This is a genomic window from Microbacterium sp. NPDC055683, assembly GCF_053617895.1.
On the sequence record NZ_JBSHGQ010000040.1, the window covers coordinates 1 to 15,434 of the forward strand.

The 15,434-nt window shown below is 72.2% G+C and carries 15 protein-coding genes; 4 read left to right on the forward strand and 11 right to left on the reverse strand.

All coding sequences use genetic code 11. The features are described 5' to 3' along the window. Window positions 1-93: 93 nt before the first annotated feature. The 3 genes from ACWGPF_RS14035 to ACWGPF_RS14045 are packed head-to-tail and all read right to left on the reverse strand — an operon-like array spanning window position 94 to window position 3,437. Window positions 94-903, reverse strand: a complete 810-nt coding sequence (locus tag ACWGPF_RS14035; RefSeq protein WP_452333378.1) for a DUF6807 domain-containing protein — start codon at window positions 901-903, stop codon at window positions 94-96. Continuing rightward, window positions 900-1,916: a LacI family DNA-binding transcriptional regulator gene (locus ACWGPF_RS14040; RefSeq protein ID WP_452333379.1), complete on the reverse strand. Its 1,017-nt coding sequence runs from the start codon at window positions 1,914-1,916 to the stop codon at window positions 900-902. The genes ACWGPF_RS14035 and ACWGPF_RS14040 overlap by 4 nt, the downstream gene beginning before the upstream one ends. A 3-nt stretch (window positions 1,917-1,919) precedes the next feature. Next, window positions 1,920-3,437 (reverse strand): family 43 glycosylhydrolase, encoded by a 1,518-nt coding sequence (locus ACWGPF_RS14045; protein ID WP_452333380.1) that lies wholly within the window; start codon window positions 3,435-3,437, stop codon window positions 1,920-1,922. A gap of 67 nt (window positions 3,438-3,504) precedes the next feature. On the opposite strand from ACWGPF_RS14045, the gene ACWGPF_RS14050 reads away from it, so the two are divergent. Then, entirely contained in the window at window positions 3,505-5,064 is a 1,560-nt protein-coding gene (locus ACWGPF_RS14050) for a pectinesterase family protein (protein WP_452333381.1), read from the forward strand. Between the two features lie 29 nt (window positions 5,065-5,093). Here ACWGPF_RS14050 and ACWGPF_RS14055 read toward each other — a convergent pair whose 3' ends face one another. From ACWGPF_RS14055 to ACWGPF_RS14075, 5 genes are read right to left on the reverse strand one after another with little or no spacing between them, the layout of a single operon-like run. Beyond that, window positions 5,094-5,855 (reverse strand): sialate O-acetylesterase, encoded by a 762-nt coding sequence (locus tag ACWGPF_RS14055; protein ID WP_452333382.1) that lies wholly within the window; start codon window positions 5,853-5,855, stop codon window positions 5,094-5,096. Continuing rightward, on the reverse strand, window positions 5,852-7,237 hold the full coding sequence (locus ACWGPF_RS14060) for a Gfo/Idh/MocA family oxidoreductase (RefSeq protein WP_452333383.1): 1,386 nt from the start codon (window positions 7,235-7,237) through the stop codon (window positions 5,852-5,854). Before ACWGPF_RS14060 ends, ACWGPF_RS14055 begins: the two co-directional genes overlap by 4 nt. Next, window positions 7,234-8,145 (reverse strand): carbohydrate ABC transporter permease, encoded by a 912-nt coding sequence (locus ACWGPF_RS14065; protein ID WP_452333384.1) that lies wholly within the window; start codon window positions 8,143-8,145, stop codon window positions 7,234-7,236. Before ACWGPF_RS14065 ends, ACWGPF_RS14060 begins: the two co-directional genes overlap by 4 nt. Continuing rightward, window positions 8,138-9,091 carry a carbohydrate ABC transporter permease gene (locus ACWGPF_RS14070; RefSeq protein ID WP_452333385.1) on the reverse strand — a complete coding sequence of 318 codons (954 nt, stop codon included), beginning with the start codon at window positions 9,089-9,091 and terminating at the stop codon, window positions 8,138-8,140. Before ACWGPF_RS14070 ends, ACWGPF_RS14065 begins: the two co-directional genes overlap by 8 nt. A gap of 56 nt (window positions 9,092-9,147) precedes the next feature. After that, window positions 9,148-10,455 carry an ABC transporter substrate-binding protein gene (locus tag ACWGPF_RS14075; RefSeq protein ID WP_452333386.1) on the reverse strand — a complete coding sequence of 436 codons (1,308 nt, stop codon included), beginning with the start codon at window positions 10,453-10,455 and terminating at the stop codon, window positions 9,148-9,150. A 149-nt stretch (window positions 10,456-10,604) separates the two neighbouring features. On the opposite strand from ACWGPF_RS14075, the gene ACWGPF_RS14080 reads away from it, so the two are divergent. Then, complete coding sequence (locus tag ACWGPF_RS14080; RefSeq protein ID WP_452333387.1) at window positions 10,605-11,408, forward strand: alpha/beta fold hydrolase; 804 nt, start codon at window positions 10,605-10,607, stop codon at window positions 11,406-11,408. Continuing rightward, entirely contained in the window at window positions 11,405-12,535 is a 1,131-nt protein-coding gene (locus ACWGPF_RS14085) for an alpha/beta hydrolase family protein (protein WP_452333388.1), read from the forward strand. Before ACWGPF_RS14080 ends, ACWGPF_RS14085 begins: the two co-directional genes overlap by 4 nt. Before the next feature lie 4 nt (window positions 12,536-12,539). Here the strand turns inward: ACWGPF_RS14085 and ACWGPF_RS14090 are convergent, their stop codons facing one another. After that, complete coding sequence (locus tag ACWGPF_RS14090) at window positions 12,540-13,091, reverse strand: helix-turn-helix domain-containing protein (RefSeq protein WP_452333389.1); 552 nt, start codon at window positions 13,089-13,091, stop codon at window positions 12,540-12,542. Between the two features lie 88 nt (window positions 13,092-13,179). Here ACWGPF_RS14090 and ACWGPF_RS14095 point away from each other — a divergent pair, with 88 nt between their 5' ends. Further along, window positions 13,180-13,977, forward strand: a complete 798-nt coding sequence (locus ACWGPF_RS14095; RefSeq protein ID WP_452333390.1) for an SDR family NAD(P)-dependent oxidoreductase — start codon at window positions 13,180-13,182, stop codon at window positions 13,975-13,977. 36 nt (window positions 13,978-14,013) lie between these two features. Here the strand turns inward: ACWGPF_RS14095 and ACWGPF_RS14100 are convergent, their stop codons facing one another. Continuing rightward, window positions 14,014-14,283: a hypothetical protein gene (locus ACWGPF_RS14100; RefSeq protein ID WP_452333391.1), complete on the reverse strand. Its 270-nt coding sequence runs from the start codon at window positions 14,281-14,283 to the stop codon at window positions 14,014-14,016. 100 nt (window positions 14,284-14,383) lie between these two features. Then, on the reverse strand, window positions 14,384-15,433 hold the full coding sequence (gene rhaS, locus ACWGPF_RS14105; RefSeq protein ID WP_452333392.1) for a rhamnose ABC transporter substrate-binding protein: 1,050 nt from the start codon (window positions 15,431-15,433) through the stop codon (window positions 14,384-14,386). Between the last annotated feature and the right edge of the window lies 1 nt (window position 15,434).

A 15,434-nucleotide genomic window follows, 5' to 3' on the forward strand; every position in this document is an offset into this window, starting at 1 on the left:
CGGATATCCGTTGGACGAAAGCACACCCGAAAACGTGGAAACGAGTGCGGGTTCGGCACGCGGATGGGCTCTCGGCGGCCCGGCGGGCAGGGGTCATGCGACCGCGACGCCGGCCTGCGCGGCGATGCGCGCGGCGCGCACCGGGTCGACGGGGCCATCCCGCACGACGACCTCCAGGTCGAGCACCAGCTCCTCCCCCGCCGCGAGCACCCGACGCTCCTCGACGGCGACCGCGGGCCCGAACCCCGCGTACCCGCCCGTGCGCACGAACCACGGCATGCCCCCGCGCGTGACCGCGACGAGCGACGCGGCCGGCGTCGACACCGCGAGCCACGGCGAGCGCGAGCCGTGCACGACGTCGGTGCCGCCGCCGTCGGCGGAGAAGACGTCGGCGTCGCCGAAGGGCGTCCGCCAGAACACGCCGCCGTAGAACGCCCCCTCGCGTCCGTTCGTCTGCGGGCTGCCGAACTCGACGCCGTCGGCCGCCGCGACGAGTCGCGAGACCCAGCGCAGCCGCCATCCGCCCGCCATGCCCTCGACTCGGATCGCACGCTCCTCCGTGATCAGCGCCCGGCCGTCCGCGCCGTGCCACGCGAGCGTCTCGTCGACGCCGTCTTCGACGGCCTCGTGCGCGACGACGCGCTGCACGCCGTGGTTGTCGAGCAGGGTCGAGCCCGTGCCGCGCACGAACGTGCGGCCTCCCCAGAACGACGAGCGCGACACATCGGGGATGGCGGTGCTGAGGCCGAGATGATGGACGTGGTCGTCGGGGCCGACCTCGGTGACGGCGACGCCGCCGCGCGTCCACGCCTCCAGATACGGGCGAGGCGACAGCACGGGTGCGACGTCCGCCCCGTCGCGGTAGCGGGCGACGACCGCGCCGTCGATTCTCAACGCCGTCATGCGCGCGGCCCCGTCGAGCCGCGCACGGTGAGCACCGGCATGAAGACGACGGGATCGCGGCGCTCCTCGCCCGTCATCTCGGCGTGCAGCTCGCGCCAGGCAGCGGCGCCCACTCCCGAGAGGTCGACCGTCATCGTCGTGAGGGGAGGCGCCGAGTAGCGCGAGAACGGGATGTCGTCGAACCCTGTCACCGACAGCTCCTCCGGCACGTGCACGCCCTCCTCGTCGAGCCTCCCGAGGAGACCCAGCGCGACGATGTCGTTGAAGGCGATCACGGCCGTCGCGCCGCTCGCGCGGATCGCCTCCCAGGCGTCGTAGCCGTGCTCGAAGCTCGATCCGCCCGCGAGCTCCGTGATCTCGATCTCGGGATGCTCCTCGCGGAAGGCCGTGAGCCCGTGCTGCCGCTCGTGATTGGAGCGCGAGGCCTCCGGCCCCGACAGGAACGCGATGCGGGAGTGCCCGAGCGAGACGAGGTGGCGGGCGAGCACCTGGATGCCCGCGGCGTAGTCGACCTGCGCGACGACGGCGTTGCGCCCCGTCGTGCGGTTGACGACGGCGACGGGCTGGACCCTCGGGAGCAGATCGAGCAGCTCGGGGCGCGTCATGCGGGGGGCGATGAGCACGAGCGCGTCCGTTCGATTGCGGATGTCCTGGGCCGCGCCCGTCTCGCCCGCCTCGTCTTCGAGGGTGTCGGCGACGAGGACGCGGTATCCGTCGGCGGCGGCCGCGCGGTGCACGCCGTGCAGCACCTGCTGGAACATCGGGTTGGCGAGGTCGGGGGCGAGGACGCCGATCGTCCGGCTCACCCCGAGGGAGAGCGATCGGGCCGTCTGACTGGGCGTGTACCCGAGCTCGGCGACCGATGCGCGCACGCGCTCGGCGATGTCCTCCGCCACGGTCGGGACGCCGTTGACGACGCGAGACACAGTCGCCTTCGAGACGCCGGCGTGCGCCGCGATGTCCTGGATGGTGGTCTCGCGGACGGGGTGCTTCCTTGCGCGCTTCGCGGCCATGGCTCATCTTCCCCCTTCCGCGAGCGCGATCTCGAACGCCTCGAAGCGCCCGCGCGCCGCCTGCCCGGCGCCGGTCCCCGCGAACAGCACGTACTCGGCGCCGATCCACTGTCCCTCCGCGGCGCGGAAGCTCGTCAGCACGGTGCGCTCGCCTTCACCCGTGTCGACGCTCACGTCGATGTCGGCGCTCTCGCTCGTGCGCAGCGTGATGCGGACCACGTCGCCGAGCGCCTCATCGCGCACGACGGTCTCCGCCGCGTCGTCACGGTGGCGCAGCGCGACGACGAGGCGGTCGCCCGCCGCCCCTCGCCGCACTCCTGCCCACAGGTAGTCGAGCCCGAGCACGCCGATCCCCGCGCGCGATCCCTCCGGGCCGTCGAGCGAGACCGTCGCCGACGCGGCCGAGGCCATCCCGGGCAGCGGCTGCCCGATGACGCGCGGCAGCGTGCGCAGGTTACCCGCGTCGACGCCGGCCTCGATGACGAGCGCGTGCTCGGCGTCGGCGAGCCAGCCCGGCTCGGCGTTCGCCTGCCACGCCCATTGGCCGCCGGGGCGGCCGTCTGCGAAGTCGTCGGATCGCGCGAGCGATCGCGGGCCCTGCACGGTGCCGTACGGGCTCGGATGCTCCACGACGGGCTGGGCGGGTCCGCCCGCGACGGCCTCTCCCATGACGGGCCATCCGTCGTCGCCCCACGCCATCGGCTGGAGATGGAGGACGCGGCCGAACGCCCCCCTGTCCTGGAAGTGGAGGAACCAGTGCGTGCCGCCCGGGCCTTCGACCCATCCGCCCTGGTGGGGCCCGTTGACGGGCGTCGAGCCCTGCGCGAGAACGATGCGGTGCTCGTAGGGCCCGTGGATGGTCCGGGAGCGGAAGACGCTCTGCCATCCCGTCGCGACGCCGCCGGCCGGAGCGAAGATCCAGTACCAGCCGTCTCGGCGGTAGATCTTCGGTCCCTCGAGTGTCGTGCAGCCCTCGATGACGGCGCCGTCGATGACGTCGCGGGATGGCCCGAGCACGCGGGTAAGACCGGCGTCGACCTCGGCGATGCTGAGCACGTTCTTGCGGCCGGCGCGACTGCGCGCCCACCCGTGCACGAGCCAGGTGCGGCCGTCCTCGTCCCACAGCGGACACGGATCGATGACGCCGAGACCCGGCAGCAGCAGTCGCGGCGCGCTCCAGGGGCCCCGCGCGTCGGACGCCGAGACGACGAAGACGCCCTGGTCGGGATCGGGGTAGACGACGTGGAAGTGCCCGGCGTGATGGCGGATGGACGGAGCCCACACGCCGCCGCCGTGTCGCGGCTGCGCGAACCAGGCCGCCGGAACGCTGCCCGCGAGCGCGTGCGAGGCGAGCTCCCAGTTCACGAGGTCGTCGGAGACGAGGACGGGAAGGCCCGGCGAGCGATTGAAGCTCGAGGCCACGAGGTAGTAGCGGTCGCCGACGCGGATCGCGTCGGGGTCGGGCACATCGCCGTCGATGATGGGATTGCGATAGCGCGGCACGTCGTCGTGTGAGGTCATGTCTCTCCCTGAGAAACCGGTTGCTGACACGATAGCAAGTAACCGGTTTCTCATCTACGCTCGTGCCATGGCCGTTCCCGGACACCCCCTCCGCCGATCGATCGTCGTGGGCGACGACGGCGCTCCCTCGCTCGGCGAGGCGCTCGCCGATCCGCACGTCGCCGAGATCGTCCTCCCTCCCGGCGTCTACGTCGAGCACGTCGTCATCGCCCCCCGCGCGGCGCCGCTCGTCATCCGGTCGTCCACCGGCAGGGCCGACGATGTCGTCGTCACATTCGGCCTGCGCCAGGGTGATCGCGACCGCACGGGCATGCCGTTCGTGCAGGACTGCGCAACCGTGACCGTCGACGCCGACGACGTCACGCTGCGCGACCTGACGATCGAGAACTCGTTCGACAAGCGACGGCACGCTGATCTCCCGGATGTGCAGGCCATCGCCCTGCGCACGCGCGGCGACCGCATCCTCGTCGAGCGCTGCCGCCTGCTCGGCCAGCAGGACACCGTCCTCCTCGACGCCCCCGGATGGGCGTCGGTGCGGCGCGTCCACCTGCGCGACTGCGAGATCGCGGGCGACGTCGACTTCGTGTACGGCCGGGCGACCGCGCTCATCGAAGGCGGGGTGATCCGCAGCGTGGGCCCCGGGTATGTCACCGCGCCGTCGACGGCGCTCGAGAACCCGCGCGGATTCCTCTTCCACGGCGTGCGCCTCCTCGCCGACGGACTGGAGGCGGGGACCGTGAAGCTCGGCCGCCCGTGGCATCCGGGCGGAAAGCTCGACGCCGTCGGACAGGCGATCTTCTCGTCGTGCGAGCTCGGGGCGCACATCGCGGTCGACCCGTGGGACGACATGGGCGGGTTCTCCTGGCGAGATGCGCGGTTCGCAGAGCACGGCTCCATCGGACAGGGGGCGCACGGCCGCGGACCCCGGCTCGACGCCGCGCCCGACCCGGCCTCGTGGCTCGCCGACGCGCCGGCCCGGAGCGGGTCGCCGCGCGTCTTCGTCGCCTCCGACTCGACGGCCAGCGCGTACCCTCCCGAACGCGCACCTCGCTCCGGCTGGGCGGAGCACCTCGGCGCGGCGACCGGCGTCGAGGTGCGCAATCGCGCCGTCTCCGGCGCGAGCGCCCGCAGCTTCGCCGAGGAGGGCAGGCTTGAGGCGGTGCTCGACGAGATCGGCCCCGGCGACCTCCTGCTCATCGGCTTCGGGCACAACGATCCGAAGCCCGACGCGCGGTTCTCCGACGTGTTCACCGGCTTCCCCGCCGCGCTGCGCCGCTATCTCGTCGGCGCGAGGGCGCGCGGAGCAGTTCCCGTCCTCGTCACCCCCGTGGAGCGCCGCGCGTTCGTCGGCGGTCGCGCCGTCGCGACCCACGGCGGGTACCCGGAGGCCGTCCGCGCCCTGGCGCGCGCGGAGGGCGTCGCGCTCGTGGATCTCACGGCGCTCAGCCGGCGGCTCTGGCAGGACGAGGGCGAGGAGGGCAGCCGCGCGTCGTTCCTCTGGCTGGAGCCGGGGGCCTGGCCGGGCTTCCCCGACGGCGAGCAGGATGACACGCACCTGTCCTCGGAGGGGGCGCGACGCGTCGCGGCGCTCGTCGCCGCCGCGCTGCGCGAGCTCGCCCTCGTCTGAGCGGGGGCGAGCTCGCGCCCCCGCTCGGATCATGTCGTGCGCAGCCGCTGCCGTTCGCGGAAGTACGCCGCGCCGAGAAGGCGCTGCCCGGCGGCGGTGAGGTGCGTCGTCTCGTCGTTGACGTGCCCCAGCGGCGGCGCATCCGCGAACCCGGCACCCGCCACGCGCTCGGGCGTCCTCCGCAGCGCGTCGCACACGCCCTGGTGATCGGGGTGCGCGCGCAGACGCTCGCGCGGCAGCTGCCCGACGATGAACGGCGCGGCGGCCGTCTCGGGGACGCGGCGGCGCAGCTGCGTGATGACGGTGTCGAGGTCGGCGGCGTAGTCGACTTCCGCCCGCCCGCCATCGCTCTCCCCCTGATGCCAGAGGACCGCGTCGACGATCGCGCCCGGAACCGCGGCGAGCGCCGCCGTGACGTGCGCGACGGCCGCCTCGAACAGGTTGGGCGCGCCGTCCGCCTGCCATCCCGGCAGCCAGACGCCGGGATAGCTGCCGTGGCGGCGCATCCCCGTCCCGCCCATCGTCACCGGGACGATGACGATGTCGTCGCCCTCGGGCAGGGTCGGGAGGAGGAGCGACGCGTACGGACCCGCGGGCCCCATCCCGCCGGGCGGATGCGCCCCGATCGGCCAGAGCGGCTCGCGAGCCGGGACGATGCGGCCCGCGTCCGGTCCCGACCCCTGGAACACGCGGATGCGCGGATCGCGTGCGTCACGTCCGTCCGGTTCGAAGTCGGTGTTCGAGCCGTTCGCGTTCGACTGGCCGAGCAGGACGACGACGTGCGTCGTCATACGGAGGCCCGCACGACGTCGGCCGCGACGAGCGGCAGGCCGAGCTCGTCGATCTCGACGGCCCTCCGCGACGCGAGCGAGAGGTTTCCCGCGACCCCGACGACGACGCTCCGCACCCCGTCGAGATGCCCGGCCTGGCGACGCAGATCGTCGGCGGGATCGGCGCCTCGCAGCACGTCGTCGAGCAGCACGGCATCGCCGCCGCCGTGAGCCCCGGAGCCCTCGGGGATGTCGATCACCTGAGGCGGCTCCCAGAGCCGCTGCAGGACCAGGCGCGATCCGTGCGGCCGCACCGCCTCGGTCTGCGACGTCTCGTCTGCGACGGCGCTGGGGTCGACGACGGGCGCCGCCTTGCCCCTCGCACCGAGGCCGCTCGTCGCCCGGTCGGGCGAGACCCAGCCGCGTTCGACGACCTCGAGCTCGATGCGCCCCTCCGTGCCCGTGATGGCGACTCGATAGCCCTCCCAGGGCGAGTGCGCCGTGAGCGTGTACGCGAGCGCCGCCCCGCCGCGGTATCCGACGGCGAGCGTCAGGTCGTCCTCGATCGTGATGCCGTCCGAGAACACGTCGCGATCGCGGAGGTAGCCGTCTTCGCCCTCGGCGGCCAGGAAGAGCGACGAGAGCTTCTCGTCGGCCGCGAGGTCGAGGGCGAAGGGGTCACCCGCGAGCTCCCTGCCCAGGGCGGGGCGGGCGCCGAGCCCGCGCCGCCGGGCGTTGTCTGCACCGTAGAAGCGCAGGCCGCCGAGGGCGAAGACGGTACGGGGCGCGTCGTCGATCCACCAGTTCACGAGGTCGAAGTGGTGCGTCGACTTGTGGACGAGGAGCCCGCCCGACTTGTCCTTCTCACGATGCCAGCGGCGGAAGTAGTCGGCGCCGTGCACGGTGTCGAGACACCACTCGAAGTGGACCGCCGTCACCTCCCCGATGCGTCCGTCGGCGATGAGGCGGCGCACGAGGGTGTTGCGCGGCGAGTAGCGGTAGTTGAACGTCACGATGAGCTCGCCGGACGAGCGCTCGGCGGCGTCGACGATGGCGCGGAGGCTCTCGGCGTCGATCGTCATCGGCTTCTCGCACACCACCCGCATGCCGTGGTCGAGCCCCCAGATGACGTATCGCGCGTGGGTGAAGTCGGGCGATGTGACGATGAGGGCGTCGGGCCGCGCCTCGGCGCGCATCCGCTCGAGGTCGTCGGGGTGGTGCACGGCGACGTCGCCCGCGCCGAGCTCCCGCGCCAGCCGCGCGTAGTGCGCCGCGCGCACGGGGTTCGTGTCGACGAGGGCGACGAGCTCCCCCGCGTCGGCGTGCGTCTCGAGCAGCGCCCTGAGGTACATCTCCGACCGTCCGCCCGTTCCGATGAGCGCGTATCTGCGTCGTTGCGTCATTTCATTCCCGTCGTCGCGATGCCGTTGATGAGGTAGCGCTGCCCGATGAAGAAGAAGGCCACGACGGGCAGCAGCGAGACGACCGACATGGCGAACATCGGCCCCCACGCGCTCGATCCCGAGGAGGAGACGAACTCCTTGAGCGCGAGGGGAACCGTGAACAGCGCGGGGTCGGTCAGGTAGAGCAGCGGGCCGAAGAAGTCGCCCCAGCTCGAGATCGCCGTGAAGATCGCGACGGTCGCGAGCGCCGGCACCGTAAGCGGCATGATGACGCTCCAGTACGTGCGGAAGGCTCCCGCGCCGTCGATCTTCGCGGCATCCTGCAGCTCCATGGGGAGGTTGCGCATGAACTGCACGAGCAGGAACACGAAGAACGCGTTCGTCGCGAAGAACGCCGGCACCGTGAGCGGGAGGTAGGTGTTGATCCAGCCGAGCTTCGCGAAGATGACGTACTGCGGGATCAGCACCACCTGGCCGGGCAGGAGCATGGTGCCGAGCATCGCCGTGAAGTAGATCCGACGGCCCTTGAAGCGCAGACGGGCGAAGGCGTAGGCCGCCATCGAGCACGACAGCAGATTGCCGATCACATTGAGCGCGGCGATGAAGAGGGAGTTCAGGAGGTAGACGTGGAACGGCTGGGAGAGGGCGGTCCAGCCCTCCGCGTAGTTGTCGATCTGCCAGATCGCCGGGATGAGCCCGGTGTCGGCGAACACCTGCGTGCTGGGCTTGAACGAGGCCGAGACCATCCACAGGAGCGGATAGATCATGACGATGCCGAGCCCGGCGAGCACGACGTGCCGGGTGAAGCGGCTCGCCGGCGTACCGGAGAGCTCCTCCTCGTAGCCGCCGAGGCGCAGCTTGCGGACGGCTCCCTTGAGCCCGGTGCGGATGAGCGTGGTGTCAGTCATCGTAGAAGACCCAGTACTTGGAGACGAGGAAGTTGAGCGCGGTGAAGACGCCGATCACGACGAACATGATCCAGGCCATCGCCGAGGCGTAGCCCATGTCGAACCGCTGAAAGCCCTGCTGGTAGAGGTACAGGTTGTAGAAGAGCGTCGAGTCGGCCGGACCGCCCGAGCCGCCGCTGAAGACGTACCCCTGCGTGAACACCTGCAGCGAGCCGATGAGCCCCAGGACGAGGTTGAAGAACACGACGGGGCTGAGGAGCGGCACGGTGATGGCGCGGAACTGCCGCCAGGCGCCCGCTCCGTCGATCGACGCGGCCTCGTAGTAGCTGCGGGGGATCTGGCGGAGGCCGGCGAGGAAGATGACCATCGACCCTCCGAATCCCCAGATGCTCAGGGTCACGAGAGTGACGAGCGCCCAGTCGGGATCCGTGACCCACCCCGGCCCCTCGATCCCGACGACGGCGAGCGCCTTGTTGACGATGCCGTCGTAGCCGAAGATCGATCGCCACAGCATGACGACCGCGACGCTGCCGCCGATGAGCGACGGCAGGTAGAACACCGAGCGGTAGAACGGCAGTCCGCGCACGCCGCGGTTGAGCAGCATGGCGACGCCGAGCGCCGCGAGCAGCCCGAGCGGCACGGCGAAGACCGTGTAGACGAGCGTGACCTCGGTCGCCGTGCCGATCTTCGGGTCCTGGAACAGCCGGATGAAGTTCTCGATGCCCGTGAACGACGGCGGCTGGAGCAGGTTGTAGTCGGTGAAGGCGAGGTACAGCGAGACGCCGAACGGGATGATCGTGAACAGCATCCCGACGAACCAGGGGGCGAGGAAGACGTACGCGGCGGGTCCGTCGTCGTCGAGCCGACGGCGTCGGCGGGGCGGCGCGGCGGGCGAGGACGGCGTCGCGACCTCGGGGCGCTCGAGGGAGAGAGCGGGTGCGCTCATGGCCCTGTCCTTTCGTGTGGGGCGGGTGCGGGCGCCGTGCGCCCGCACCCGGCGGATCATCCGGCCTGTGCGAGCGCGTCGGCAGCCTGGGTCATGAACGACGCCGCGGCGTCGTCGGGGGTCGTGCGCCCGTAGGTCACCTCGGTCGTGAGCGTCGTGAGGATCTCGCTCACGACGGACGCGCCAGCCGGCTCGAGATAGAGCGGGTCGAGCTCCTCCGCGCTCAGGGCCGCGACGTACTCCACGAACTCCTGGTCGGCGGGCTCCAGCTGCGCCCCGAGCTCGAGCGCGACGTCGGGGTTGATCGGCACGCCGAGGAACGCCGCCCGGTCGGCGTAGGAGTCGATGTCGTTCGTGAGGAAGTCGATGAGCGCCGCCGCCTCGGCGGGGTGCGGCGAGTTCGCCGCAGCCGCCCAGAGAAGGACGGGCGTCACCGACATGCCGGGGCGCTCCCCCTCGGTCTCGCCGGGCAGGCGCAGCAGCGTCACGGCGCCGTCGAGGACGGCGGAGTAGGTCGCGAGCTGGTTGGAGGGGATGACGGTCGCGGCGATCTCGCCGGCTCCGAGCGGCGACTGCTCGGCGGAGAACGCGCCGGTCTCGTCGGCGAGCTCGGCCGGTGCGAACACGCCCGTCTCGTTGTACTCGACGATCTTGTCGAACCACGTGCGCATGGTGTCCTCCGACACCCCGAGCTCGCCGTCGGGGGTGTACAGGTCCTCGCCCTGCTGGCGGGCGAACGTCGTGACGGTGGGAGGCCATCCCATGTTCACGAGGGATCCGTACACCTCTCCCCCCGATGCCTCCGTGATCGACTGCGACCACTCCGCGAAGTCGTCCCACGTCCAGGTGCGGTCGTCGGGCAGCGCCACGCCGTACTCGTCGAGCACGGCCGTGTTGACGGCGAGCCCGACGGCGCCGGCCCCCGTGGGCACGGCGTACGTCGTGCCGTCGACGCGGTTGGCCTCGAGCAGGCTCTGGTCGACGGCGTCGAAGTCGATGACGTCGGCGTACTCGTCGAGGTCGAGCAGGGCGTCGCGTGCGGTGTACTCGCCGAGATTGCGCCCCACGAGGAACATGACGTCGGGCGGATCGCCCGCCGCGTACTTGGTGTTCAGCTTGTCGAAGTAGCTGCCCACGTCGGCGTACTCGAGCGAGACGCTCACCCCGGGGTTCTTCTCCTCGAATACGTCGAAGGCGGCCTCGTACATCGCCGCCTCGTCGGCGTTGGCCCACGCCATCACCGTGAGCTCGGCGTCGCCGCCTGCCTGCGCACCATCGCCTGCCGCGCATCCGGCGACGAGGGTCGCCGCGGCCGCGATCGCGACCGACGCCGTTCCGAGACGGCGCATCCTCTGAGTCTTCATCGACATCCTCTTGATCTGCGGACCGGTGAGAAACCGGTTACTCGATGCTTGAGCATAGACCTCTCGACCAGGATCGGGAAGACCTCGCGACGATTTTGAGTAACCGGTTTCTCTGACAGGATGGCGGCAGCGGCCTATGAGGAGGACACATGGCGGACGAGACGGCGTACGCGGGCGATGCGCTCGTGCGATGGATCGAGCTGCCAGGGCGGGGCGAGCCCGCGCTGTGGCTGCACGGGCTCGGCTGCCACGGCGCGGCCAGCTGGGCGCCGACGGCCGTCCGCTTCGGCAGACGGGCGGTCATCCCCGACCTCCCCGGTCACGGCCGCAGCGATGCCGCCTCTGCCTTCGGGTACACGCTGCCCGAGCTGGCCGACGCGATGGCGCGCGTCGTCGAGGCGGTGTCGCCCGACCCGCTCGACGTCGTCGGCCACAGCCTCGGCGGGTCGGTCGCCCTGCAGCTCGCGCACGCGCGCCCCGACCTCGTGCGCCGACTGGTGCTCGTCGAACCCGCGATCGACCCCGCCCCCGTGCGCGACGGCGACATCGCCGCGGAGCCGGAGGACGGGCTCGCGACGGGCGGATGGGCGCGCATCCTCGAGCGGGAGGCACCCTGGCGGCGCGCCGACGTCAAGCTCGCCGACCCGCTCGCCCTCGTGCGCTGCGCCAAGGGGCTCTCCGATGCGCACGCCGAGCGCCTCCACGAGCTGCTCGTGACGGCGCCCGCCCCGGTCACGCTCGTCCGAGGGGAGCACCGGACCTACGCCGGCGCCGACGAGATCGCCGCCGCGGTGCACGACGTGCGCGTACCCGCGGCCGGGCACTTCGTCATGTCGGATGCGCCCGATGCCTTCGACCGGATCCTCCGCGCCGCGCTGGACGACGGCGCGGCGCTGGACGACGGCGCGCCCCCGCCGACCCGGCGCCGGGAGCGGGAGACGATGACCTCGTGACACGGCGCGATCTCCGGGGGCTCGAGGGCCTCGATGCCCTCCTCGGCCATCCGTTCTCGGCACCCGCGGAGGCCGTCGACCCCGCAGCGCTCCTCCTCCGGCTGCGCGAGAGGCTGGGGGTGCCGCCCGCGCCCGCGGCCATCCGCGTCGTGGAGGACGGGAGCTGGACCCGAGACGGCGTCGACGGCGTCGCCCTGCGCTGGAGCACGGGATTCGGCGCCGACGTCGAGGGCTGGCTGCTGCGCCCGGCCGGCGAGCGGCGCGCGCTGCCGGGCATCCTCGCGCTGCACTGCCACGGCGGGATGAAGTTCCACGGCAAGGAGAAGATCGCCGACGGGCCTGTCTCGCCGCGTTTCGCGGCGAACGACGGCCGAGTCGCCGCGTTTCGCGGCGACGCATACGACGGCCTCGCCATCGCGAACGTCTTCGCCCGCGCGGGCTACGCCGTCCTCGCCCACGACGCGTTCGGGTGGGGCAGCCGCCGTCAGCGGATCGCCGACATGCCGGAGCGGGTGCGGCGCGCGGCCGAGCGCGACCCCGCCTCGGGCTCGTCCGACGAGTCGGAGCGTTACGACGCCCACGCCGGCGCCGCGGAGGACGCCGTGGCGAAGACGCTCGGGGTGCTCGGCACGTCGTGGGGCGGGGTCATCGCGCAGGGCGACCTCGTCGCAGCGCGCATCCTCGCGGAACGGGCGGCACCCGGAGGGGTCGTCGCCGTCGGCCACTCCGGCGGCGGCGCCCGGGCAGGCCTGCTCTCGGCGCTCGCCGACGACACCGTGCGGGGTGCCGGGGTCGTGTCGATGATGTCGACCATCGACGCGGTCCTCGACGGGTACGTCCACACCCACACGTGGGCTCTCATGAACCCGGGGCTCGCACGCGTCGGCGAGTGGCCCGACATCGTCGCCGCGCGGGCACCGCGTCCGCTGTTCGTCGGGTACACGACGGGCGATCGGCTCTTCCCGCTCGGGGGGATGCGCGCAGCGGATGCGCGCATCCGTGCGCGCTACCGACTCGCCGGGGCACCCGATGCCTACCGGGCGCACTGGGCGGACGCGCCGCACTCGTTCCGCGCGCCCGCGCAGCACGCCTTCCTCGACTGGGCGTCGGAGCTGTTCGCGCGCTGAGGGGTCAGCGCGGCGAGAGGGCGCGCGCGAACAGCGCACGCGACCGCGTCAGCACGTCGGCCTGCTCCTCCGGCGCGGCCGCGGCGACCGTGCGGGCGAGCATCGTGACGACGAGGAGGACGTCCTCGCGCGCGATGGCGCCGTCCACCCGCCCCGCCGCCTGGTCGGCCGAGAGGAGCCCGCCGACGAGCACGGCCATCCGCTCGCCGATGTGCCGCACGGCCGGCACGTCGCGCGCCGAGACGACGGCATCGAGGAACGCGGCCGACATGCGCGCTTGCGCGACGATGGCGTCGAACAGCGCGTCGAGACTGCCGGCGCGCTCGAGCTCGTCGATGTTGTCCTCGAAGACGGCCGCGGCGAGCTCGATCTTCGTCGGGAAGTGGCGGTAGAGGCTGCCCTGCCCGACCCCCGCACGCCGCGCGATGGCGCTGAACGCGACCTCGAGACCGCCCGCGGCGAACTCCTCCCGCGCGGCCGCGATGAGGGCGCGGCGATTGTCCGCCGCGGCGGCGGGGCCGCGGTTCGGGCGGGGCCCTTCCCTCTCGTCTGCCACAGGGCTATCGTATAACCGGACAGCATCGTCCGGTTGCTGTCCGGCGGACGACGGATCGTCTGCGATCAGCAGGGAAAGGATGGCCGCCATGAGCGACGCCGCAACGCAGGGACCCCGGCTCCAGAGCTGGGAGGAGAGGATCACGGAGGGCCGCTTCGCCGGGAAGACCGTCGTCGTAACGGGTGCCGGCTCCGGCATCGGCCGCGCCACGGCCTCGCGCATCGCGCGCGAGGGCGGACGCGTCGTCGCCGTCGACGTCAGCCAGGAGCGCCTCGACGCGCTGGCGGCGGAGCTCCCCGACGCAGAGATCGCGACGATCGTCGCCGACATCACCGACGACGCGGGCGTCGCGGCGATCGTCGGAGCCGCGGGCGAGCGCATCGACGGGCTCGCGAACATCGCCGGGATCATGGACCGCATGCAGCCCGCGCACGAGGTCGACCAGGACGTGTGGGACCGCGTCATCTCGGTCAACCTCACCGGGACGTTCAAGCTCATGAAGGCCGTCGTCCCCGCGATGCTCGAGGCCGGCTCGGGATCCATCGTCAACGTCGCATCCGAGGCGGGTCTGCGCGGCTCGGCCGCCGGCGCCGCCTACACGGCGTCGAAGCACGCCGTCGTGGGCCTGACGAAGAGCAGCGCGTTCATGTACGCCGACTCGGGCCTGCGCATCAACGCCGTCGCGCCGGGCGCGGTGGCGACGAACATCGAGTCGGTGTTCGCCTCCGAACTCGGCGCGGCACGCGTGCAGCGCGGCATGGCGCTCATCCCGAGCATCGCGCAGTCCGCTCAGCTGGCGTCGTCGATCGCGTACCTGCTGAGCGACGACGCCACGAACCTCAACGGCGTCATCCTGCCCTCGGACGGCGGCTGGTCGGCGGCCTGAGCCTCGCTCCACCGTCGGGACGAGGTCAGCGGCGCGTCACCAGACGACGCCGCCGCCCGCCGAGATCCCGCCCCAGGTGAGCAGCACGAAGATCGCGGCGAAGACGACGGGCGCGATGCCCTGGCCGCTCCGCGCGAGCCCCTTGAGCAGAGCGATCACGGTGAGGACGGCCGCGACGATCGAGAGCCCTCCGCCGAGGATCAGCCCGATGAAGAGCGGGATCGGCATGAGCACGAGACCGGCGAGGCCGACCCAGAAGCCGGCCCAGGCGGTGGGGTTGCGACGGCGTTCGAGGGAGCGCGACATGCGGCCATTATCCGGGGCCCGCATGGGAGATCCCGGAGCGCACACGACCGCGCCCCCGGCCATCCGCGTGGATGGCCGGGGGGCGCGGGGGCGGATCGGCTCAGAAGTCGAAGTCGCCGATGTTGTCCGCGTCGAACACGAACGGGTCGCCCAGCAGCACGACGCCGTCGGCGCCGACCGTGTACTCGCCGAGGTCGCCCGCCTCGAACGTGTCGCCCTCGGCGCCCGTGATGTCACCCGCGATGAGCGCCTGCGCCGCATACGCGGAGAGGTAGCCGAGGTCCTCCGGGTTCCACAGCGCGAACGCCGAGACGGTGCCGTCCTCGACGTACTCGCGCATCTGGTTCGGCGTGCCGAGGCCCGTGACGGCGACCTCGCCCTGGAAGTCGGACGTCTGGATGTAGCGCGCAGCCGCAGCGATGCCGACCGTCGTCGGGGAGATGATCCCCTCCAGGTCGGGGTGCGACTGCAGCAGCGCCGCCGTCTTGTCGAACGACGTCTGGTCGTCGTCGTCGCCGTAGACCGTCTCGACGAGAGTGATGTCGGGGTAGTCGCTCGCGAGGTACTCCTCCATGAGCTCGATCCACGCGTTCTGGTTGGTCGCGTTGGCGGCGGCCGAGAGGATGGCGATCTCGCCATCGCCGCCGATCTGCTCGGCGATGAGGTCGACCTGCACCTTCGCGATGCCCTCGGCGTCGGCCTGGTTCACGAACAGGTCGCGGCACTCGGGGTTCGTGTCGGAGTCGAAGGTGACGACCTTCACGCCCGCGTCGCGGGCCTCGTTCAGCGCATCGCAGATCGCCTGGGGGTCGTTGGCCGACACGACGAGCGCGCCGACGCCCTGCTGCGTCGCGGTGTTGATGTAGCTCACCTGCGCGTCGGGCGTCGCCTCGGCCGGCCCGACCTCGGCGAACGTGCCCCCGAACTCCTCGACGGCGCGCTCGCCGCCCGTCGACGAGGTGTCGAAGTACGGGTTGCCGAGGTTCTTCGGCAGGAACGTGATCGAGAGGTTGCCGGTGTCTCCGCCGGCGTCGCCGCCGTCCGAACCGGAGCCGGAGCCCGAGCCGGTGTCGAGCGCGCAGCCCGAGAGCGTGATCGCGACGGCCATCGTCAGCGCGGCCGCTGCCGCGCCCTTGCGTGCAAACGTCATT